Origin of the sequence: Fusibacter bizertensis (assembly GCF_029914245.1) — a bacterium.
Lineage (GTDB): Bacteria > Bacillota > Clostridia > Peptostreptococcales > Acidaminobacteraceae > Fusibacter_C > Fusibacter_C bizertensis.
Window position 1 is genome coordinate 88,472 of the sequence record NZ_JARYZI010000004.1, and the last position, 22,508, is coordinate 110,979.

The following is a 22,508-nucleotide window of genomic DNA, read 5'->3' on the forward strand; positions in this document are numbered from 1 at the left end:
TTTCCTCTCATATACATTTATAAATAAACGACTATAGTAATTTATTGATTCTTCTATATACTTCCTTAATGGAAAGTCCCGTTTCAAGTGCATATGCCTTTATCTGCTCATATTCGGGTTTGACGTTGACAAGCTCCCCTTCAAAATAAGCTTTCTTAAGCGATATCGGTCCAAATTCAGTCTCAATCGTTTCAAACCGACGCTCGATTTTCACTTTTTCAACAGGATACATACGCATACCTATAGAAGTCGTCTCAGTAAACAAAGTACGTTGAATTTGCTTTATGTCTTTTTCCTGAGCTAGGATTGTCAGTTTAATTGCAGAACGTCCTTTTTTCATAATAATCGGCGTTTTATACACATCAAGTGCACCTGCATTAAAAAGTCTTTCTTCGGCATATACCAATTGTTCAGATGACATGTCATCGATATTGGATTCTAAAATCCACTGTGAGGGTTCGTTTGATTCATATAAGTCTACAAGCATCACTCTCACGAGGTTAGGAATATCGAGGTTACGTGATCCTAGTCCATACCCCACTTTGTCGATGGCAAAGTTCTTTTGATTTGTAAATTCATCTACAAATGCACTGAGTATCGCAGCACCTGTAGGAGTTGTCATCTCAAATTTTTCAACTTTACTACTGATTGGGACACCTTTTAAAATCTCAGCCGTAGCTGGAGCTGGGATCGGCATGAGACCATGTGCACATCTCACAAAACCACTTCCCACTTCAACAGTAGAAGCCATCACCTTATCTACACCCAGTGCGTCTAGGCAAATCGCTGCACCTACTACATCGACGATAGAGTCAATCGCACCTACTTCGTGAAAGTGCACTTCATCGACTGTTTTACCATGGATTTTTGCTTCAGCCGTTGCAATAAGCAAAAACACCTTCATACTTTTATCTTTCACATCTTGCGATAGCGTACTCGCCTCAATTATCTGCTTGATTTCTCTAAAATCACGAAGATGCTCATGGTCATGCGAATGATTGTCTTCATGTGAATGCCCATGGTCATGTGGATGATCGTGGTCGTGTGGATGATTATGGTCGTGTGAATGATTATGGTCATGTGCATGGTCATGGTTATGTCCGTGGTCATGTTCATTGTTAAGATCAATTACATCTAGTTTTTTTCCAAAAATACCATGTTTATTATCAATTTTAAGTTCCAATCTAAACTCATGATCTAATCCAAGTTTTGAAAGTTCTTTTTTTAGATATTCAAACTCAACGCCTAGGTCAAGCATCGCTCCAAGATTCATATCCCCACTTAAACCTGCAAAACAATCATAATATAATGCTTTCATATAACCTCCTCAAATTAACAAAATAGTCATTTGCCGGCTTCATGCACAGCATCTTATCTTCTCTTTAATTAAACATACCCTTTATATTTGCTATGTTCATAACGATTACACTCGATCTAGTAAATAACAGATTCAAGATAAAGCCCTTTAGCAGGTGCAGTCTCTCCAGCGTATTCACGAATACCTGTGTCAAAGACTTTCTCTAGTGTAGAGAGCTCTCGTTCTCTTAGTCCTACTTCTATTATAGTCCCCACCATTATGCGAACCATATTATAAAGGAATCCATTTCCTTTGAATTCTATTTTCAGCATATTTTGTTCTTTGATGAACTTTATTTCATCAACTGTTCGAATTGTACTTTTTTTAGTCTTATCTGTTGAATAACCTTTAAAGTCATGTGTACCAACAAACAGTTTTGCAGCATCTTCCATTAGTTTCAGTGACAAATGCTCACGCTTACTCCCAAGGTCATAAACATAATTACGTTCAAATACCGGGGGGTGTTCAGCAAGCCACAGTTGATAGACATAAGTTTTTTGCTTTACCATAAATCTTGCATGGAAACGGTCATCCACTTCTTCTAAAGAAACCACTACAATATCTTCTGGAAGAAAGTAATTAATCTCACGTATGAATAACTCGATTTTATCTTGATCTCCAATACACATGTGAGACTTAAAATTTGCGACTTGGCCTTTCGCATGTACACCGGCATCGGTTCTTCCTGATCCATGGATCTCTATGGCTTCATTCATGAGTTTACTTAGGACCATTTCCAGCTTCTGCTGGATGGTATTATCAGTGGTTTTAAGTCTTTGCCACCCTTTGTAGCGTGTGCCTTCATACTGCAAAATTATCTTATAATTATTCATAATTCATCTGTATGACTTTACTAACAAATAAACTCATACGCTCCTCCATAAGTATTAGGATAAAAAAAGCTGACGATTTCGTCAGCTTCATGTTAATCACAAAGTGTTTCGCTTCCCTAATCAGTATATCAAAAAAGGTGAAGTACAGGAAGATTATCTCGTTGCAAAGATATAATCTTCTAGCCCACTAATAAAGCGAATATCTTCTTCTTCAAGGTTTTTATATAATTCTTGTCTATAATAATCACTGAGTTTCTCTTTACTTGAGATACCCTTGATTTTGATTTCATCCCAGTGAATTTTCTTTTTTTTGTAATATAGATCAAAATCTACGATTCGCTCACCATTTTCCATATACTCAAGTGCAAAGAGGACTTTTTTAATTTCCTTAGGTTCCATATAGGTGTAAAGTGTTACCTTGTAACCACCTGTACTACTAAAGAACCTACCAGAATCTTCACTCCAGCCTTCTTTCAAGACCATACCAGCACCAAGACAATCCAGTGCATAAATCATGCGATCGTAGTGTGTCTTGTAATCTTCATATTTATCTTTAATATTAATGGTCAAATTATACCAATCTTTATTTTCAGTGTTTCGGTTGATGTATTTTAAAGCGTGATGGTCTAGAATATTGATGGTCTCAGAAAAATGTTCTGTTGTGTAAACTGATTTGTGGTAAAAGTCCGAAAATTCTAGTTTTTTATTTATATTCCCTTTTGTGAAAAGGATCACTGTCCCTTCAGAATACGCATTAATAACTGTTCTAGTTGACTCTACAGACGCTCTAAAATCTTCAGTAATTTCGTTAATCGTATTTTCCACATTTCCAATTACTTTCATAACGATAATTCTCGGCGCACGCCGAACGTAAGCAATATTATTTGCACTACATTGGTTAAGTGATTTCATTAAGAATGCTTGTGCGCTATCATTGATAATCACACAGTGTTCTACATCAAATCTTGTTACATTTTCCTTGCCATTCTCTGCAATAAATATAAGTGTTTGATGATGGTTCATCACAGAGATGATATCTTCAAAAGTTTTAACTCGATCACTAATTTCAACTTGCTCAAATTGCGTTTTTAAAAATGACCTAAATAATTGTTCATCTTTGGCCTCTACAATTAGTATTCTTGGGCCACTTCTAACAAAAGACATTATTGTCCTACCTCTTTTATAAAATAATTAACCCCCATAAGAAGAATTTTGTCTCCACTATGGGGCGTCCAGTTGATCAAATTATTACCAAAAATAGTAAATATTTTGGTTACCTATTTAAACAGATAACTATAGTTTAACCGTTTTTGTATAAAAATCAAGGTGAAGTTATATTATTTAACAATATCAAGGCAAATAGTAGGTTTTAACTTATCACATAAAAGTATATACTATTAATATCTGAATAGTTTTTATTTTCAGAATATTTGAGGATTTATAAATCAAACAATGAAAGGAAGGTTTATATGTCAGATATTTTTAGTCTAGAGCACGCTGATGAGAAACTAAAAGCACTAGATGCCTTTATTATCGAGCAAGATGCCAAAGAAGAATCACTCATAGCCATTTTGCACAAGGCACAAGATCTATTTGGTTATCTCCCTAGCGAATTACAACTCTATGTTTCAAGGAAACTCGATATCCCAGCTGCAAAGGTTTATGGTGTAGTGAGTTTCTACTCGTATTTTACCCAATCAAAGCGAGGAAAACATACCATTAGCGTATGTATGGGGACTGCATGCTTTGTCAAAGGCATTGAAAAAGTAATGCATGAATTTTCTGAGCAGCTTAATATCAAATCCGGAGAAAATTCAGCTGATGGTCTGTTTACATTAAAAGATGTCCGCTGCATTGGCGCATGTGGTCTTGCACCTGTGGTTATGATCGATGACAAAGTTTTTGGTCACGTGAAACCAGGTGATGTAAGCAACATCATAGCAGAGTATAGAGCGCAAGAAGGGAGTGAAACATAATGCCAGTAAAATCCTTAGAAGAACTCAAAAAAATCAGAGAAGATCAAATCAAAAAAGTAAAACTTAGAGAGTCTGGAGAATCAGATGATCAAACAGTAGAAATCCTTGTGGGAATGGCGACCTGCGGTATAGCTGCTGGCAGCAGAGAAGTTTTAAACGAACTGATCACTCAAATTACAGATCAGGGAATAGATCATATCAAAGTCGTTCAAGTCGGTTGCATGGGTTATTGTCACAGCGAACCTACTGTACAAGTGAACATGCCAGGACATGAACCAACGATTTATGGCAATGTCGATAAAGCTTTTGTTTCTGATATTCTCGATCAACATATTGGAAAGGGTAAAATCCTTGACGATCACGTGTTAATCAAGACTTATCAGAGCGCTTTATAAGGAGGTTTGGGGTATGACTACACAAAGAACACACATTATGGTATGTGGCGGTACCGGTTGTGTCTCAGCACAAAGTCTAGAAATCGTAGATAAATTCAAGTCTAAACTTGAAAGTGCTGGATATGGTGAAGAAGTTGCAGTTATAAAAACTGGATGTTTTGGCTTTTGCGGACAAGGTCCAATTGTTAAAATTCATCCAGACAATATATTTTATGTTCAAGTCGCATTAACTGATGTCGATGATATCGTTAATGAACATATCATAAAAGGTCGTGTCGTTGAGCGCTTGCTTTATAAAGAACCAGAAACACAAAAAGCACTACCAAAACACGATGAAATGAGTTTTTATAAAAAGCAATATCGGATTGCACTACGCAATTGTGGGTTGATCAACCCAGAAGATATCAATGAATATATTGCTTTTAATGGTTATGAGGCTTTAGGAAAAGTTTTAACAGAACATACACCTGAACAAGTAATCGATATCGTAAAAGCTAGTGGTTTACGCGGTCGAGGTGGTGGCGGCTTCTTAACTGGACTAAAATGGGAATTTACAAGAAAACCCGTAGCGGATCAAAAATATGTAATTTGTAATGCTGACGAGGGCGATCCCGGTGCTTTTATGGACCGGTCAATTCTTGAAGGCGATCCACATACAGTACTTGAAGCAATGGCAATAGCAGGTTATGCTATTGGCGCTTCTGAGGGTATAATCTATATCAGAGCTGAATATCCATTAGCGATCAAAAGATTAGAGGTTGCAATTGAGCAAGCACAAGAATATGGTTTTTTAGGTAAGAACATTTTCAGCACAGATTTTAGCTTTGAAATCAAGATCAAGTTAGGTGCTGGCGCGTTTGTTTGTGGAGAAGAAACCGCTCTTATACACTCTGTAGAAGGTAAGCGTGGCGAACCTACTAAGAAACCACCCTATCCATCAATTGCAGGATTTAACGGCAAACCTACTAGTGTTAACAATGTTGAAACGTTTGCAAGTGTATGCCCTATTATATTAAAAGGACCAGAGTGGTTTAGTAGCATTGGAACCGAAACCTCTAAAGGCACAAAAGTCTTTGCACTCGCTGGCAAAATCAACAATGTAGGATTAGTTGAGGTGCCTATGGGAACCACCTTAAGAGAAATCATCTACGATATCGGTGGTGGAATCATAGGTGGCAAAGCTTTTAAAGCCGTTCAAACTGGCGGACCATCAGGAGGCGTCATCACTGTAGCAGATCTTGATACACCTATCGATTATGAAAGCCTTAAAAACATCGGTTCTATGATGGGTTCAGGTGGTATGATCGTTATGGACGAAGATGATTGCATGGTCAACATTGCCAAGTTCTATCTTGAGTTCACACAAGACGAGTCATGCGGCAAGTGTACACCTTGTCGTCTTGGTACCAAAAGGATGTATGAACTACTAGATAAAATCACACAAGGCAACGGTGCCATGGAAGATATTGACAAATTAAGAACGCTTGGAAATTCAATCAAAGATAGTGCACTATGCGGACTCGGTCAAACTGCTCCAAACCCAGTTCTTAGTACACTTGAATATTTCTATGATGAATATATTGCGCATATTAAAGATAAGAGATGTCCAGCTGGTGCATGTAAGGCACTTGCTAAGTATTCAATTATTGAAGAAAAATGCATTGGATGTACCGCGTGTGCTAGAGTATGTCCTGTAAACTGTATCTCAGGCGCACCAAAGCAAAAACACGTTATCGACGAGTCGCTATGCATCGCATGTGGTGCTTGCTACACAGCTTGTAAATTCCAAGCCGTCTTAAAACCATAAAGGGGGTATTCCAATGAAAATGCTTAATATAAAAATCAACGACATGCCCTTACAAGTTCTAGAGGGTACAACTATTTTAGATGCTTCTAAGAATGTAGGACTCAAAATCCCTACACTTTGTCACATGAACTTAAAAGACTTTGGGATCGTCAACCAAAGTGCTTCTTGCCGCGTCTGTATGGTAGAAGTAGAAGGTAGACCTGCTCTTGTACCATCATGCTCTGAGCTTTGTACAGAGGGTATGATCATCCGTACTGATAATATTCGTGCTATATCAGCCAGAAGAACTGCTGTAGAGCTATTACTTTCCAACCATCCATTTGATTGTCTTGTGTGTCCTAAAAACCTAGAATGTGATTTACAAGCACTTGCACAAGAACTTGGTATCAGACACATTCGCTATGAAGGTGAAAAGCTGGACTATCAAAAGGATACATCTTCATACGCACTGGTTAAAGACCCCAACAAATGTGTAATGTGTCGACGATGCGAAACAATGTGCAACACAGTTCAAACCTGTGGCATCTTATCAGCAGTAAATAGAGGTTTTGATGTGTTTGTTGGACCAGCTTTTAACCTTGACATGGTAGATACCTCATGTACATTCTGTGGTCAATGTGTTGCAGTATGTCCAACAGCGGCACTTACCGAAGTCAACAATACAGGTGCAGTTTGGGAAGCACTAAGTAACCCTAAAAAACACGTCGTCGTTCAAGTTGCTCCAGCAGTACGCGTTGCAATTGGGGAAATGTTTGATATGGATCCAGGTGTTATCACTACAGGTAAACTTGTGACCTCACTAAAAGGTCTTCACTTTGATGCAGTTTTCGATACAGATTTTGCAGCAGACCTCACGATTATGGAAGAAGCATCCGAATTGATTAATAGGATTCAAAATGGTGGTACCTTACCGATGCTTACTAGTTGCTGTCCTGCTTGGGTTAAATTTTTTGAACACCAATTTCCGGATATGCTAGATATTCCTTCAACATGTAAATCACCTCAAATCATGATGGGCTCTATTGTAAAGTCCTACTACGCAGAAAAAATGAATTTGAACCCAAAAGATATTGTAGTGGTTTCAGTTATGCCTTGTCTCGCTAAAAAAGCAGAAGCTGCAAGACCAGAACTCACTAAAGACGATCATAGTGATGTGGATATCGTTATCACAACAAGAGAACTTGCTTTGATGCTCAAAGAAGCAGGTGTAAACTTTGCAGGTCTTCCTGAAGGAGAATTTGATCAACTTCTTGGCGAAAGTACTGGCGCATCTGTAATATTCGGAACTACTGGTGGTGTAATTGAAGCTGCCGTTAGAACTGCATACGACTGGATCACTGGTGAATCATTAGAAAAAGTTGACTTTCAACAACTTAGAGGAATAGAAGGTATCAGATCTGCAACCGTTAAAGTTGGCGATATGGACCTCCGAATTGGGATTGCACACGGACTCGGTAACGCAAGAAAGTTACTTGAAGACATTCGCGATGGCATCTCACAATTTGATGCAATTGAAATCATGGCTTGTCCTGGTGGCTGTATCGGTGGTGGTGGACAACCATACCATCACGGCGACATGGAAATCATAAAAAAACGTCAGGCAGCTATTTATCAAGAAGATAAAAATAAAATCCTACGTAAATCACACGATAACCCTTATATTAAAAAACTATATGACGAATACCTTGGAAAACCAAATAGCGAAAAAGCGCACGATTTGCTTCATACGCATTATGTACCAAGAGAAAAAATATAGTTATATTTCAAACGCATAAAAAAAACAACTTATGAAAGGCTCTTGCAATTCCAAATAGGATTGCAGCCTTGAATAAGTTGTTTTTTAATGTCATAACTCTATTCAACTGGGATGTATATATCACATTCGCCATTAATTGGGAATCTTTCATCATATAATTCAAAAGTCATCCCCTGCAATGGTTTAAGGTTATTCTCTGGTAGATATATTTTATAAATCGCATCCCAAAACTCGCCCATTTTACTGATATGATCTTTAAATGTAAAAGCAGCATACTTCCCTGCAGGTAATTCAACTACTTCCATACCATTTGGAATATCCGCAATAGGATCTACTGCCAGCCCTGCCATATAAGAAAAATCACCATTTGATTCATAGCCATAGCATAAACCATAAAACACCTGCAGATCTGCATTTTTTAGTTCAACATATCTTCTGTTAAAAATCGTCCACATGGCAGGAATTTCTCCATTTAAATTTTTACCTTTATAAACCATGCCCATCACTTTTGCTGCTTTAACATTTACAATTTTAGCTTTCATCTTTACCTCCATCAACTTTATTCGTTTATCAGTAACTAGGATAAGTATATCAAGCTATTGTTGACATCTATATGTCAGTGTAAAAATAGCAAAAAAAGAAGCTTATAAATAAGCTACTCCATTGAATAATGTTCCAAGATATATTTTGCTTTTTTTATGATATCCTCTCGCAACTCACTAGGAGATATTACGATGATCTGCTCTCCTATACCAAATATCTGTGATAAGGCAATATCTCTTGAAATATAATCAAACACAAAAGAACCATCGGCACATATCTCCAAAAGTTTAAAACCCGATAGGTGTATCAACGATGTTTCGGCACATCTGAGTTTCACTGGATAATGTGGCTCTCCATCACTTACAACTCTTGGCTTTGTCGGCAACGAATTATTTTTGCTATAATTTCCAGTTGCATCTCCCCAGTACTTCTTTAAATCAAATGTCCCCTCAAACGTATACGAAGTTTGACTCAAATCAATCCTTGAAATTTTATCTATTTTAAAAGTCCTAATTTCTTTACGTTTTTCACAAAAAGCAACAAGATAAGCCTGATTTATTTTTCTAACGATCCCAAGTGGCCAGACTATACGATTGGTACTAAATCCCGTACCACTGGTATAATCAATGACTATTTTTAACGACTTTATTATCCCTTCCTGGATTAAAAATTCCACTTCATCATTATTGAGGATTTTGCCTTGCCAATTTGAGTGATCAATTAAAGTTGATTCTGTCAATTTATCAAAAACAACTTGTGCTTCTTTAGGAAGTTGACTTCTTATCTTCAAGGCAATATTTTGTGCATGAAGATCATCGGGATCTTTTGTAGCAAATTTTTGAGCAACCTGGAATAATTCTTTTTCATCCATAGCACTTAACCTAAGTCGCTTAGAATACATCAAAGATATTCCACCACCTTTACCACTCTCAGTAACAATTCCATAACCAGCCTCAGATAAGACATCTATATCCCTATAAATTGTTCTTACAGAAACTTCAAAATGTTCTGCAAGTTGGCTTGCAGTCATTACGGCATTATTTTCAAGTAGTAACAGAATCCCCATCAAACGATAATGTTTCATTTTTTCCTCGTCAAAATCAAGACTGCAATTCCTAGTATTGCAACAACTAACACCAAATAAAACCCAGCAGTAAATGAAAGTAACGAATAAAATAGTATTCTCAAATCTTTAAAGAGAACAATCACTAAAAATGTCGAAAACAGAATTATGGTATGCGTTATATAAACAACCCAGTTGGCTACTAAAGCATGCTTTAATCTCAACCCGTTGAAAACAAGTGCAACTAGACTTGAAAATGGTAACAAGATGAGTACGTAACCTAAATTCAGTAAAAAAGCAATTTTAGGATATCCTAAAGCCTCTACTAGGGGTTTAAAAGTTGAAGCGAGTTCGTGGTATCCAGTAAAAATCTTATAGCCAGACATGCTAATATCCGACTTTGCAAAAGTTTCATTGCTAGGATTATCTACAACCCAAGGGATAAAGAAACCAATTATGAGTATCAAACTCAAAGTCATAAGGATCGTTTGTTTATATTTATTTAACTGCTTCATAAGTGTCATATTTCTCTCCTTTTAACGCGCTTATTGAGTTCATTATACCATTCTTTATTTAGATTTTAAATGTTCCATAAATCTGTTAATATTAAAATGACATTACATTATTGGGAGGTAATCTTATGGAAAGCAAAACAATTGATAAAAGCAATATTGATTCAGTACTCTCTGATTTAAAAGCCTATAAAGAGCAACTTTGGATTAATCCTCATAAAAAAAAATATAGTGAAGCCATTGCAACTTTAGAAGAAGAATTTTCAATACTACCTACACTTGATGATATCATCGAGGCAGATCAGCGCTTAAGACGATTTGCACCTCTTTTCCAAAAACTATTCCCTGAAACGATCGCTAAAAATGGTCTCATAGAATCTGAACTAACACCTATTGAGGCGTTTCAAAGAAGCCTTATAACATTTATTGGAGGTAGAATCATAGGGAGTTGGAGTGCAAAACTCGATTCCCACCTTGAAATAGCAGGTTCAGTTAAAGCAAGAGGTGGTGTTTATGAAGTGATCTACCTTGCTGAACAATTAGCACTTAAGAGTGGGCTAATTACTATTTCATCTGATTATTCAGTTCTTGATAGCTCCGAAGCACGTAACTTGTTTTCACAGTATACACTTGTGGTTGGCTCCACAGGAAACCTCGGTTTAAGTATTGGCATTATAGGTACTGCGCTCGGCTTTAATGTGACGGTTCACATGTCACAAGATGCAAAATCATGGAAAGTCGAACTACTTAAACATAAAGGTGTTGAAGTTGTTTTACATGCATCTGATTATTCTATGGCTGTGGAGGAAGGTCGAAAAAGCACACTTCAAAGTCCATATTGCTATTTTATTGATGATGAAAATTCTATTTTACTATTCACTGGATATGCAGTAGCAGCTTTAAGGTTAAAAGAGCAACTGGATTCTAAAAACCAAATCGTTGATGATGCTCACCCACTCTTTATTTACTTACCTTGTGGTGTTGGTGGAGCACCTGGTGGTATCAGTTATGGTCTAAAACTAATTTATGGTGATAATGTTCGTATATTTTTTGCTGAACCGACACACTCACCCTGCATGTTACTCGGACTTGCTACAGAGAAACACAACGCCATTTCAGTTTCAGAGCTTGGTCTTGACAATATAACCGATGCCGATGGATTGGCAGTAGGGAGAGCATCTGGATTTGTTGGGAGAGTGGTTTCAACTTTGATTGATGGCGCTTACACCATTTCAGATGACAAATTATATTGGTTGCTTTATATGTTTTCTCTTTCTGAACATAAAGGCTTAGAGCCCTCCGCTTTAGCTGGTTTTACTGGCCCCATTAATCTTTTCTACGATACAGTGGGGTTCGAATATTTACTTGAAAATAACTTACTAGAAAAGATGGAGAACGCACACCATATTTCATGGGCAACTGGAGGTGGTCTTGTGCCTGAATCCATTATGACAGAATTCATCTCAAGAGGTGAAAAAACCAAAATTGAGTTCTAAATTGAAGCATAAAGTTCTAAGTAGAAAGTAAATCTACTAAAGCACTCTAAAATATAACAAAAGAGAGTAAGTGCCGTAACTTTGTTTCTAAAGTTCTAGCATTTACTCTCTTTATTAATTACTATTTCTCAATTACTATTTTTATAAATTATTATTTTTTATTAATTACAGTTCTATTAGCGCACTTAACTTGAAACTATATTGATACATAAAATCCAATTGATACTAGCCATTTATTTATGCCTGAACTTTTATCTTAACTTTGTTCTCTTCAATTACCGCTTTGAGTAAATTACCTTCACTGATGAGTTTTCTAATATAAAGTTCAGCAATCTCATCTTCGATCATACGTTGAATTGTACGTCGAAGTGGTCTTGCGCCATATTTTTCATCGAAACCTTCATCAACTAATAATTTCTTCACTTCATCTGTTACTTCAAGTGTCATCTTCTTATCTCTTACTTCATTAGCAACTTCTTTAAGCTGAAGATCGACAATTTGTCTAAGCTCATCATGAAGAAGTGCTTTGAAGACAATGATATCATCAATTCGGTTAAGGAACTCAGGTCTAAAAGATTCTCTGAGCAGTTCACGAATCGTATGATCCATCTTTTGGTCTGACTCGCTTCCAAAGCCTATACCAGTAGATTTTAAATTTGTACCAATATTTGAAGTCATGATAATTACTGTGTTTTCAAAGAAAACAGTTCTTCCTTGACCATCTGTCAATCTACCGTCCTCAAGAATTTGTAAGAGAACATTATAGACATCACTATGTGCTTTTTCTATTTCATCAAGCAAAATTACCGAGTAGGGTTTTCTTCTTACTTTTTCGGTTAACTGACCGCCTTGTTCATAGCCTACATATCCAGGAGGGGCACCAATCAATTTAGAAACGGTGTGTTTCTCCATAAATTCTGACATATCAACACGTATGATTGCGTCTTCAGTTCCAAAGAGTTCTTCTGCTAAAGACTTAGCAAGTTCAGTTTTACCCACACCTGTTGGACCAACGAAGATAAAAGATGCTGGCTTTCTTTTCTTTCTAAATCCAGATCGATTTCTTCTCACTGCTTTTGATATTGCATCTACAGCATCTTGCTGACCAATCACGCGTTTGTGTAGTCTATTCTCAAGTTCAATTAACTTCTCAGCTTCTTCTTCTGTGATACTTTTAACTGGAATCTTGGTCCATGCTTCAATCACATATGCTACATCTTCTACAGTTAAAGATACATGTGCACTTTCTTTATCTAAATTCTCTATTTTCTCAGTTAATCGAATCATTTCCGCTTTAAGCTCAGCAGATTTTTCATAATCACCGGCTTCAGTTGCTTCTGCTCTTAACGTTTCTAGCCTTTGAATCTCTTCTTCTAACGCCTTAACTTCAACCAAACCATGATTTTTTAGATTTGCGCGAGAGCCTGCTTCATCAATAACATCAATTGCTTTATCTGGTAAAAAACGATCCGTAATATAGCGTTCTGACATCTTTACAGCTGCTTCTATCACATCATCATCTATAACAATCTTATGAAAACTCTCATAATAATCTTTGATTCCTTTTAAGATTTCGATGCTGTCCTCAACACTTGGTTCATCAACAATCACAGGTTGAAAACGTCTTTCAAGCGCTGCATCTTTCTCAATATGCTTACGATATTCATCCAGTGTTGTCGCACCTATAATCTGTACTTCGCCTCTTGCAAGTGCAGGTTTAAGTATATTGGCTGCATTCATAACTCCACCATGTACTTCACCTGCTCCCATGATATTGTGGACCTCATCAATCACCAATATGATATTGCCATGTTTTGAAGCTTCAGTGATAATGGCTTTCATACGACCTTCAAATTGTCCTCTAAACTGAGTTCCTGCAACAATTGCAGTCATGTCCAAAAGATAAATCTCCGTATCCAATAACTTTTCAGGCACTTGTTTTTCCACGATACGCACAGCAAGCCCTTCTGCGATTGCTGTTTTACCCACACCAGGCTCACCCAACAAGAGTGGATTATTTTTACTACGTCGATTTAAGATCTGTACGACTCTGTCAATTTCACGATTTCTACCTATAATTCTATCAATTTCACCCTTATTTGCTTTTTCAATCAAGTTACTACCGTATTTACTAAGTGTTTTTAGTTTAAGTTTCTTAGATTTCTTCTTATCGTTACCTGTTCTTTCTTCGGCTTCAGCTTCATCGTAACTAAAATCCTCTTCTTCATCAACAAAAGCATCATCATAGCCTTCAAGATCAATTTCTTCATCTTCATCATCAAAATGCTCATGATCTTGATCAAAATTCATAAACTGCATCAAAGGATTATCTTCGTCCTGAGAAACATTGTCAAAAAGATGATTCATCTGCTTTGAAAGATTGTCCATCTCTTCTGGGCTTAAGTTGATTTGATTCATTATTTCATCCATAACTGGGTAGCCTTTTTTCTGAGCACATTCAAGACACAAATCTACATATTCAGTCTTGCCATTCTCAGTTTTTGCCGTCCTCATCATAGCTACATTTTTTTTACATTCAGAACATTTTTTCATATTTCACTCACCTTATCATTTATATTATAAACATCTAAGACCTCTATTTACGTTAGTTACCCTAATTATAACCTACTCATACTAATAATTAATCCTATAAATATTAAATTTTTTATGAATAAACGCAAAAAGTTGTTTTTATTACGTTTTTTAGATACACTCTAACTGAAACTATCAATTTAACAAAAGGAGAAAAAAGATGGATCAAAATCTCAAAAAAGTTACCGAAGCACGTATTGCACGAACAATTGTGAATTTATCCAAAAACAACATGAATGGTTATTATGTTCATTCAACTGATGCACTTAAAGACCTTCTCAAAAAACTTGTACCTGAGCAAGCTTCAGTTGCAGTTGGTGGTTCAATGACTCTTTTTGAAACGGGTTTGATTGATTGGATTCGTGAACAACCTTATCATTTTTATGATCGCTATGCACCTGAAATAACAGCAGCTGAACTTAAGCAAGTACACAGAAATGCCTTTTCAGCAAATGCATATTTTTGTAGTTCAAATGCCATTACTGAAAAAGGAGAACTCTATAATGTAGATGGGGCTGGCAATAGAGTTGCTGCAATCTCATATGGACCAGACAAAGTATTCATCATCTTATCTGCAAACAAAATCGTAAAGAATATCGAAGAAGCGGTTACAAGAAACCGTGAAGTTTGTGCCCCAGCAAATAATGTTAGATTAAATACTGGCACACCTTGTACATTTACTGGCTCCTGTTCGGATTGTCGAAGTGAAGGTAGAATTTGCTGTAGTTACAGTATCATTGCTCATCAACGCGATAAAGACAGAATACATGTCATCTTTGTCGATGGAAACTATGGCTATTAATATACTTGATTTGTTAATAAACAAAAGCTCTTTCTAGACGATAATCCCTGTTCTAGTAAGAGCTTTTTAATTTATGATTCATAACATAATAAAATCCAGTTTCTATACTGAATTTTTCCTAGACATTCACGTACTTATAGCTCGTTTTTTAAATCGTCTGAACGCATTACACGTTCAACGATTACCTTATCGCCTTCCCAATACAAAATCATCGCCATAGGACCAGTAACAAGTAAACACGCCTCATCACTTTCAGTGTCAATTCTATCTAAATTATCAGCGACTGCCTTGAAAATTGCTTCTTCTGAAAATGGCAATCCTTCGGTTTGTTCAATTTGAACCTTTAAAATATTCTCAGTCATATAACCTCCTTACATCTTCAACCTTATTGTACATCAAATTCGTTAAATTGAATAGTCGAGAAATAAAAAACAGGATATGATTTTAAAAAAAAAGCCGCACATCACTGTGCGGCAAATTTGTAAATTCAACTAGTAACTTGTTATTTTTTGAAAATACCAAGTGGCTTACCAACAGGTAAGAAAGCTCTACCAAAAGTATGGTTGATTACATTTGCTGCTGATCCATAGAAACCAACAAGTGCAATTAAAAACTCACTCACTGCAGCAATCTCATGACCAATCTCTATGCCCCAAATTACACTTAAAGATAATCCAAGGAAAAGAAAATCAATTAATACAAAAATAATCATTAGAACCTTATTTGTTTCAAGTGATGCCAATGTCATATAAAGTGAGAAAATCAAATAGCCAAGAAAAGCGAAACCAAGCTGTTTGACATCAGCATTAGCTTTCATTGCCTCTCCGAAAACGCCATTTGAGGTCATCCAAGTCATTGCAACAGCTAACCAAAATAGTGAATACGCACCAAATGCTGTAGCACCAAATACATTTCCTTTTTTAGCGTCATTAACACATGCATATACTTGTGCCATTGCACCTAAGAAAATTGCCCAAGGAATAATAAAAGATGTACCTGTAGTCCATCCTAACTTTTGCGTTGAAGCCACAAAAGTAACCATAGCAAGACCAAATAATCCAAGTGCCGACGGGTCTGCTGTAAAAATCTTTCTTTCGTTCTGATCCACGATAAATCCTCCCAATGATAAATCTTTCACTAAAAATCAAACTCCAAATTAGATTATCATAAATGTCCCACCATATCAAGAAAAATCATCGTAAAAAAAAGGTCGCAAGTTTCCACGCAAAGGGTATAATATAATAATAGTCAAACAACACTTAACTAAATTGGAGGAATATATGAATATAGCTGCATTTTTTGATATTGACGGTACACTTTACCGCAATTCATTGATGATAGAACACTTTAAAAAGATGGTAAAATATGAGATTATAGATCCCGCCCTTTGGCATACTAGTCTCAAAAACGCTTTTACTGAATGGCGTAAACGCGTCGGAGAATATGATGATTATATGATGGAACTTGTAAACACTTATTACGATGCTTTAAAAGGAAGGCGTGTTGCAGATCTAGAGTTTATCTCTAATCAAGTTGTTACACTACATGGTGATATTGTTTACAAGTACACGAGAAGCCGCATCTTATGGCATAAACTGCAGGGTCATAAAGTTTTCTTCATTTCTGGAAGTCCAGATTTTCTAGTTTCAAAAATGGCTGATAAATATAACATTGATGGCTATCGCGGAACTGGCTATTTAGTCGATCGCGACGGATGTTATACAGGGGAAGTAGTCCCAATGTGGGATTCTGATAGTAAAAATAGCGCAATTGATGAAATCGTTAAAGAATTTAATATAGATTTATCTCAAAGTTTTGCTTATGGCGACACAAACGGAGATTTTTCTATGTTAAGTCGCGTTGGTCATCCGGTTGCTATCAATCCAGCTAGAGAACTCTTGCTCAACATAAAAACCACACCTGAGCTTGCTAAACGCGCTAAAGTCATCATCGAAAGAAAAGATTTAGTCTATGAATTAGATGCAAGTGTGAAGATTATCAGTGAGGAACAACTTCATATATGATTTAATTAATTTTGAATATTTTGCTTCTATTAAGTAATAGCTGAAAGAAACGGACAAAAATCAACAAAACCTGTGATTCTCTTTTAAAAGAAGAATCACAGGTTTTTCTTGATTGTCTTGTTGTTATACTATTTTAACTTAGTTGAATATACATCATTTCTAAGTTGTCTGATGATTGGCAGTTGTTCTCTAATCTGTCTTACTTCATTAAAATCAATTTCACCTAGTAAGTAGCCTTCAGTATCATCAAGTCTGCCTAAAACATCACCCCAAGGATCAACCACAATAGAATTGCCATAAGAGATATATCCTAAAGAGTAATCTCTAGCAGGTGCACAACCCACTGTAAAAACTTGATTGTCCACAGCTCTAGATCTAAATAACAGTTCCCAATGTGCTGGTCCAGTAGTCATATTAAATGCTGCTGGGTATATGATCATTTTTGCACCCTCTGCTACCATAAGCCTCGCCAGTTCAGGAAACCTAATATCATAACAAATTGCCAAACCAATTTTACCATACTCTGTTTCAAAAACAGTAGGTTGATTTCCAGCTTCTAACGTTTCAGACTCTTTAAAATATTGCCCATTTTCGATATTTATATCAAACATATGAATTTTTCTATGTTTGCCTATTTGATTTCCATTTGGATCAAATACAAATGAAGTGTTATAGATCTTGCCTGCCTCTATCTCAGGTATAGAACCTGCAACAAGGTAAATTTTCTTTTCAATGGCAATTTGCTGCATCTTTTGCCATGTTTCGCCACCTTCTGGCTCGGCATAGCTCGGAAAGCGTTGGGTTTCATATGGACAATTGAACATCTCAGGTAGGACAACAAGATTCGCCCCATTGTCTGCTAGCTGTGAGATATTTTCAATAGCTTTGCCAACTGCAATCGATTTATCCCTAGATGTAATCATCTGAATTAATCCCAATTTGAACTTCTCTTTCAAACTACTCACCCCTTTGTTATAGTCTTCATTTACAAACTGCCATCTCACGGCATTAAGTATGCTTCAATATCCTTTACGATTTCATCTAAATCCTTTGAAACTTCACTTCGGTCAACTAAAAGTTGATGGTCTGTACCAAAGTATTTCAAGTGATTTGTAAGAGGTACTCTCAAGTTATCAAAAACGAGTTTAATTGTCAGCTCATTCCCCATAAATTGATGAGGATAAGTATTGGCGCCACCTATAGAAAATACAAAACCCAATTTTTCATCTGGATTTACTTGTTCAACAAATGGCTTATGATGTTCAAAGTCACACAAAAAAATCATCTGACATCGATCAATCAGTGTTTTAAGCTTACTTGTTACACCGTTAAAATAGACAGGAGAAGCAATTATGAGCACATCAGCTTGTTTAAACAGTGCGTAGACATCTGTCATATCGTCATCATGCACACATTGTCCCCAATTTTCTTTGCATATATTACAGTCGATACAATGTTTTATATTAAGTGTATTCACATCAATCACTTGTGGATAAAGTGCTAATGTGTTTAATCTATCCACAAGATTATGAACTAAATACTGTGTGTTGCCGTTACTACGATGACTCCCCATTACGATCACAATACTTTTTTTTATCATCTTGATATCCATCCTCTTATCCTTTGACATACAGAATATCATATGTCATAAAATTTCAAATGTCACTTTTTTTAAAATTAAAAATATATTTTATTACTCGTCACCATTAGACATATTTACTATTTTTTCAATTTGATCGCAGAGTGCTTTGGGCCCTGTGATTACATTATATTTGCCATCGTCAATGGTCATCCTAAACTCACCACCAGCTTCAGTAATCATCAGACAACCTGCACCCATATCCCACTTACCTAATCTAAGCTCCCAATACGCATCATATATACCAGAAGCCACTAGACAAAGATCATATGCTGCAGCTCCCATTCTTCTTACCCCTTTGATTAATGGAATCATCTTTTCAATATTTTTAGAATTATTATTTATAGCAGTGGCGCGATCATATGGAAAACCTGTAGCAAGAACAGATTCATTGAGCTTTGTCTGTTTTGAGATGCGCATCACTTTGTCGTTATAAAAAGCACCACGCCCTTTCTGAGCATAATAGAGTTCATTTAACATGGGGATATAAACTACGCCAAACTCTGGCTCTTCTTTATACCATCTAGCGATTGATACTGCAAAGATTGGATGACCTATAGAGAAATTTGTCGTTCCATCTAGTGGATCTATGATCCATTGATAACCAGATGTTTCATCTTGCGTTAAAGGCTGTAGTCCTTGTTCCTCAGATAAGATCTCGTCTAGTGGAAACAGTTCTTTTATACGATTAACAATCAATTGGTCACATGCTATATCGGCTTCTGTAACCATGTCAACTGTACTACTTTTGGTTGAAATCTCAAGCCCATCTTTTCTAAAAAATTGTCTCTGAAGTGCACCGACTTCTAGGGCAAGTTCAATTATAGGATGATATCTTTCTTCTATTTTATACATCTAAATTCCTTTTCTTTCTATTAATATAGCTATATTTACAAATCAAGAGTCGTCTTACCAGTTTTATGTTCAATCTCTATCGCAATTATTGAAGTTTTCATATGATCAGTACTCGCGTATTTAAAACCACTTTCTTGAAAATCAGGCGCATATTTAACAATAAATGATTTTAGAATTTCTAATTTCTCAACTTCGTCATCAATAAACCTTGCTTTTCCAAAGCAGACAACACTTTCAAAATCACTAGAGAAGCGTTTTGCAACAACTGAATGTCTACCTACTATAGTAAATGATACTTTGTCATTTGCTAGGATTGCATCAATCTTCATCCCCTCAGTTGCACAATGTATATAGATGTTTTTCGCATCAGCAACATAGTTTACAGGGATGCTATACGGGTAACCATTTGTATCAATTACTGCTAGAACACCATATTCACCCTCTGATATCAATTTTTCTATTCTTTCTAACGGCATCTCTTTTTTTGTTTTTCGCATAGGTCTAAACATAATTACCTCCTAATTTCATTCCTACAATATTCACTATACACCCATTCTATAGCCTTGTGAACGCCATTTTTTAACATTTTGTAAACTACTGAGAAAATTGTTTAAATCTGATGCTTTGGGTTAACTATAGTATGTAAACAAAAATATGGAGGTTTTACATGAGAGATCAAATCACTATGGGTGGAAATCCTATTACTTTATTAGGTGAAGAAATAAAAGTTGGTATGAAGGCTCCTGAATTTAAAGCAACTAAACCAGATATGTCTGAATTTAATTCTGAAGAATTAAAAGGAAAAATAAGAGTTTATAGTGTTGTACCTTCAATCGATACACGCATCTGTGAATTTCAAACGATTCGCTTCAACGAAGAAGCAACTAAAAATCCAGATGTAATGGTTGTTACAATAAGCGTTGACTTACCATTTGCTCAAAAGAGATTTTGTGTAGCCAATAGCATCGAAAACTCTATTGTTGTTTCAGATCATAAAAATTTAGATTTTGGTGTCAAGTATGGTTATGCGATTGAAGGACTTAGACTATTAGCAAGAGGAATCGTTGTTGTAGATGCCAATGATGAAGTTCGCTATGTAGAATATGTTAAAGAAGTCGGTTCACATCCCGACTATGATAAAGTTTTAGAATTTATTGAAACAATGTAAAAAATATTTAAAGGGGAGTCTCACATTATTATGTTGTGACTCCCCTTTTTTGTGCTTTCAATCCATTAGAAGTTTTTACTTGAATAAAAAAAGTGGCACTAAAATAGGAACCATAGTGGAGAGGATTAAACCCGTTGAAAAAGATAAAATTGCTGTTTCTCCGTTGGTATTACGAGAAATAATCGGTAAAGTTGTATCCATAGCAGTTGCTCCTGATGGTGCAATTGCCTCAATAAATCCAATATGCTTAGCAATAATAGGAATTAACGCAATTGCAAATACCTCTCTAACTACATTGGTTAAAAAAGCGAGTACCGAAAGTTCTGAAGAATAAGGTGCGATGATAATTGATGATAAAGTATACCAGCCCATACCCGAACCAATTGCCCCTGATTCATTGATTGGATAACCTAAAAGAAAACCAACACCAATCGCGCCAAGTAAACTTCCCACTGCTACACCAAGTGGTATCAAGAAAAAAAGTCGCCCTGAACGTTTGATATCACGCATTACATTTTTATTTTTTCCAATATCTATTCCCACAAAAAACAAAAGCAAACATAGCCCTATTGTCAAAAGTACATCTGTTGCTGCATAAAACGAATCTGGTACAAAGAAACCCACAACACCACCTATAATTACAGCTAAAATAATCTTGATCGTCATCAGTTTGCCTCCTTACGTTTTCCAAAAAATTTAAGGAGGATATGCACCATAAATACACTTCCAGCCACCGTGAAAATTGCATAAAGCACTGCATGTAATCCTATTTGTGCAAAAGCTTCTAGTACGCGATCATTCATGCCGATACGCATCCCCATCACAAATAAAAGAGCAAACAAACACGCCAATTGAAGTTTATCGATTTTAGCACTTAAATTCTTATGAATCCATCCTTTGTAACTTAAAAAGCCGCCCACAATTAACAACCCTAGATAAAGCAAAATACTACTCATATTAGACATCCTTTATTGGCACTGTGCCAAAGTAATTTAAATCACCTGATGATGATAACAACACTTTTATAGGGTGGATTTCAACACCGCTATCTATTGCTCTATAAAAGGCTTCGTAAAATTTTGGATCAGTATCTATCTTTGGTACAAATAGGTCTGCATCACTTAAAACCAAAAGTAAAACACCTGCTCTTGCACCATGATTTCTAATCTCTATAAGTTCCTCTAGATGCCTAGTGCCTCTGATCGTAGGTGCATCAGGAAACATAGCTACTTTATCTTCAGATAGTGAGCAGCCTTTCACTTCAACCCATAATTCTTCGATTACTTTTGTTTGTGTATTCATTATATTGCCTTTAAAGTCAATTCTAGATTTTCCATATTTAACTTCAGCTTTTAAAGTTTCAAATTCACCGAAAGGATTGAGCTTAGGGTGTTTTAGTATAGCTTCAGCAATATAACGATGATAGCCAGAATGAATCAAAACAAATTCATTTTCTTTTTTAGCAGCTATCATATCCCAGCTTGTTTTACGTGTTTCTGAAGCTACATATTTAACCAGTACCTCATTATTTTCAAATAGTAATTCTTTTAACCTGCCAGGATCATGCACATGAACAGTTTCTATTTTCCCATCAATCTCAACTTCTGCGATGTAGCGATTTGGACGGGCTATAAATTTCCCTTTAATCAAATCCTCAATTTTTAATAGTTTCATTATAAACCTCTCTTAT

The 22,508-nt window shown here is 36.0% G+C and carries 24 protein-coding genes; 8 read left to right on the forward strand and 16 right to left on the reverse strand.

What is annotated here, in order from left to right; translation table 11 throughout:
• Positions 1 to 31 precede the first annotated feature (31 nt).
• The 3 genes from larC to QE109_RS07340 all read right to left on the reverse strand — a co-directional run bounded on the left by larC (position 32) and on the right by QE109_RS07340 (position 3,354).
• Positions 32 to 1,318 (reverse strand): nickel pincer cofactor biosynthesis protein LarC, encoded by a 1,287-nt coding sequence (gene larC / locus QE109_RS07330; protein WP_281093784.1) that lies wholly within the window; start codon positions 1,316 to 1,318, stop codon positions 32 to 34.
• Between the two features lie 116 nt (positions 1,319 to 1,434).
• Positions 1,435 to 2,190: a tRNA pseudouridine(38-40) synthase TruA gene (gene truA, locus QE109_RS07335; RefSeq protein WP_281093785.1), complete on the reverse strand. Its 756-nt coding sequence runs from the start codon at positions 2,188 to 2,190 to the stop codon at positions 1,435 to 1,437.
• 153 nt (positions 2,191 to 2,343) lie between these two features.
• Positions 2,344 to 3,354, reverse strand: a complete 1,011-nt coding sequence (locus tag QE109_RS07340; protein WP_281093786.1) for a hypothetical protein — start codon at positions 3,352 to 3,354, stop codon at positions 2,344 to 2,346.
• A 305-nt stretch (positions 3,355 to 3,659) separates the two neighbouring features.
• Here QE109_RS07340 and QE109_RS07345 point away from each other — a divergent pair, with 305 nt between their 5' ends.
• From QE109_RS07345 to QE109_RS07360, 4 genes are read left to right on the forward strand one after another with little or no spacing between them, the layout of a single operon-like run.
• Positions 3,660 to 4,166: an NADH-quinone oxidoreductase subunit NuoE family protein gene (locus QE109_RS07345; protein WP_281093787.1), complete on the forward strand. Its 507-nt coding sequence runs from the start codon at positions 3,660 to 3,662 to the stop codon at positions 4,164 to 4,166.
• On the forward strand, positions 4,166 to 4,561 hold the full coding sequence (locus QE109_RS07350) for a (2Fe-2S) ferredoxin domain-containing protein (protein WP_281093788.1): 396 nt from the start codon (positions 4,166 to 4,168) through the stop codon (positions 4,559 to 4,561). The genes QE109_RS07345 and QE109_RS07350 overlap by 1 nt, the downstream gene beginning before the upstream one ends.
• Before the next feature lie 13 nt (positions 4,562 to 4,574).
• Complete coding sequence (locus tag QE109_RS07355; protein WP_281093789.1) at positions 4,575 to 6,368, forward strand: NADH-ubiquinone oxidoreductase-F iron-sulfur binding region domain-containing protein; 1,794 nt, start codon at positions 4,575 to 4,577, stop codon at positions 6,366 to 6,368.
• Positions 6,369 to 6,381: 13 nt separating this feature from the next.
• Positions 6,382 to 8,124, forward strand: a complete 1,743-nt coding sequence (locus tag QE109_RS07360; protein ID WP_281093790.1) for an NADH-dependent [FeFe] hydrogenase, group A6 — start codon at positions 6,382 to 6,384, stop codon at positions 8,122 to 8,124.
• Between the two features lie 98 nt (positions 8,125 to 8,222).
• Here the strand turns inward: QE109_RS07360 and QE109_RS07365 are convergent, their stop codons facing one another.
• From QE109_RS07365 to QE109_RS07375, 3 genes are all read right to left on the reverse strand, one after another.
• On the reverse strand, positions 8,223 to 8,666 hold the full coding sequence (locus QE109_RS07365) for a GyrI-like domain-containing protein (RefSeq protein WP_281093791.1): 444 nt from the start codon (positions 8,664 to 8,666) through the stop codon (positions 8,223 to 8,225).
• A 113-nt stretch (positions 8,667 to 8,779) separates the two neighbouring features.
• Positions 8,780 to 9,751, reverse strand: coding sequence for a helix-turn-helix transcriptional regulator (locus QE109_RS07370; RefSeq protein ID WP_281093792.1), 972 nt, complete (start codon positions 9,749 to 9,751; stop codon positions 8,780 to 8,782).
• The gene (locus tag QE109_RS07375; RefSeq protein ID WP_281093793.1) at positions 9,748 to 10,254 is read right to left on the reverse strand and encodes a hypothetical protein; all 507 of its coding nucleotides are present in this window, start codon (positions 10,252 to 10,254) and stop codon (positions 9,748 to 9,750) included. The genes QE109_RS07370 and QE109_RS07375 overlap by 4 nt, the downstream gene beginning before the upstream one ends.
• A 116-nt stretch (positions 10,255 to 10,370) precedes the next feature.
• Between QE109_RS07375 and QE109_RS07380 the strand changes: the two genes are divergently transcribed.
• A complete protein-coding gene (locus tag QE109_RS07380; protein WP_281093794.1) occupies positions 10,371 to 11,738 on the forward strand; it encodes a D-serine ammonia-lyase in 1,368 nt (455 codons plus the stop codon).
• A gap of 237 nt (positions 11,739 to 11,975) precedes the next feature.
• Here QE109_RS07380 and QE109_RS07385 read toward each other — a convergent pair whose 3' ends face one another.
• Positions 11,976 to 14,291 carry an ATP-dependent Clp protease ATP-binding subunit gene (locus tag QE109_RS07385; protein WP_281093795.1) on the reverse strand — a complete coding sequence of 772 codons (2,316 nt, stop codon included), beginning with the start codon at positions 14,289 to 14,291 and terminating at the stop codon, positions 11,976 to 11,978.
• A gap of 199 nt (positions 14,292 to 14,490) precedes the next feature.
• On the opposite strand from QE109_RS07385, the gene QE109_RS07390 reads away from it, so the two are divergent.
• Positions 14,491 to 15,132, forward strand: coding sequence for a lactate utilization protein (locus tag QE109_RS07390; protein ID WP_281093796.1), 642 nt, complete (start codon positions 14,491 to 14,493; stop codon positions 15,130 to 15,132).
• Positions 15,133 to 15,266: 134 nt separating this feature from the next.
• Here the strand turns inward: QE109_RS07390 and QE109_RS07395 are convergent, their stop codons facing one another.
• Positions 15,267 to 15,494 carry a hypothetical protein gene (locus QE109_RS07395; protein WP_281093797.1) on the reverse strand — a complete coding sequence of 76 codons (228 nt, stop codon included), beginning with the start codon at positions 15,492 to 15,494 and terminating at the stop codon, positions 15,267 to 15,269.
• A 140-nt stretch (positions 15,495 to 15,634) separates the two neighbouring features.
• Positions 15,635 to 16,243 carry an acetate uptake transporter gene (locus QE109_RS07400; protein ID WP_281094039.1) on the reverse strand — a complete coding sequence of 203 codons (609 nt, stop codon included), beginning with the start codon at positions 16,241 to 16,243 and terminating at the stop codon, positions 15,635 to 15,637.
• A gap of 169 nt (positions 16,244 to 16,412) precedes the next feature.
• Here QE109_RS07400 and QE109_RS07405 point away from each other — a divergent pair, with 169 nt between their 5' ends.
• Positions 16,413 to 17,156 (forward strand): HAD-IB family hydrolase, encoded by a 744-nt coding sequence (locus tag QE109_RS07405; protein WP_281093799.1) that lies wholly within the window; start codon positions 16,413 to 16,415, stop codon positions 17,154 to 17,156.
• 128 nt (positions 17,157 to 17,284) lie between these two features.
• Here the strand turns inward: QE109_RS07405 and QE109_RS07410 are convergent, their stop codons facing one another.
• The 4 genes from QE109_RS07410 to QE109_RS07425 all read right to left on the reverse strand — a co-directional run bounded on the left by QE109_RS07410 (position 17,285) and on the right by QE109_RS07425 (position 20,159).
• The gene (locus QE109_RS07410) at positions 17,285 to 18,112 is read right to left on the reverse strand and encodes a carbon-nitrogen hydrolase family protein (RefSeq protein ID WP_281093800.1); all 828 of its coding nucleotides are present in this window, start codon (positions 18,110 to 18,112) and stop codon (positions 17,285 to 17,287) included.
• A gap of 44 nt (positions 18,113 to 18,156) precedes the next feature.
• Positions 18,157 to 18,786, reverse strand: coding sequence for a flavodoxin family protein (locus tag QE109_RS07415; RefSeq protein ID WP_281093801.1), 630 nt, complete (start codon positions 18,784 to 18,786; stop codon positions 18,157 to 18,159).
• A 63-nt stretch (positions 18,787 to 18,849) separates the two neighbouring features.
• The gene (locus tag QE109_RS07420) at positions 18,850 to 19,650 is read right to left on the reverse strand and encodes an inositol monophosphatase family protein (protein ID WP_281093802.1); all 801 of its coding nucleotides are present in this window, start codon (positions 19,648 to 19,650) and stop codon (positions 18,850 to 18,852) included.
• 35 nt (positions 19,651 to 19,685) lie between these two features.
• Entirely contained in the window at positions 19,686 to 20,159 is a 474-nt protein-coding gene (locus QE109_RS07425; protein ID WP_281093803.1) for a pyridoxamine 5'-phosphate oxidase family protein, read from the reverse strand.
• Between the two features lie 158 nt (positions 20,160 to 20,317).
• Between QE109_RS07425 and tpx the strand changes: the two genes are divergently transcribed.
• Positions 20,318 to 20,818 carry a thiol peroxidase gene (tpx, locus tag QE109_RS07430; protein WP_281093804.1) on the forward strand — a complete coding sequence of 167 codons (501 nt, stop codon included), beginning with the start codon at positions 20,318 to 20,320 and terminating at the stop codon, positions 20,816 to 20,818.
• Positions 20,819 to 20,893: 75 nt separating this feature from the next.
• Here tpx and QE109_RS07435 read toward each other — a convergent pair whose 3' ends face one another.
• The 3 genes from QE109_RS07435 to sfsA are packed head-to-tail and all read right to left on the reverse strand — an operon-like array spanning position 20,894 to position 22,492.
• Positions 20,894 to 21,484 (reverse strand): LysO family transporter, encoded by a 591-nt coding sequence (locus QE109_RS07435; RefSeq protein ID WP_281093805.1) that lies wholly within the window; start codon positions 21,482 to 21,484, stop codon positions 20,894 to 20,896.
• Positions 21,484 to 21,774 (reverse strand): LysO family transporter, encoded by a 291-nt coding sequence (locus QE109_RS07440; protein ID WP_281093807.1) that lies wholly within the window; start codon positions 21,772 to 21,774, stop codon positions 21,484 to 21,486. Before QE109_RS07440 ends, QE109_RS07435 begins: the two co-directional genes overlap by 1 nt.
• Before the next feature lies 1 nt (position 21,775).
• Positions 21,776 to 22,492: a DNA/RNA nuclease SfsA gene (gene sfsA, locus QE109_RS07445; protein ID WP_281093808.1), complete on the reverse strand. Its 717-nt coding sequence runs from the start codon at positions 22,490 to 22,492 to the stop codon at positions 21,776 to 21,778.
• Between the last annotated feature and the right edge of the window lie 16 nt (positions 22,493 to 22,508).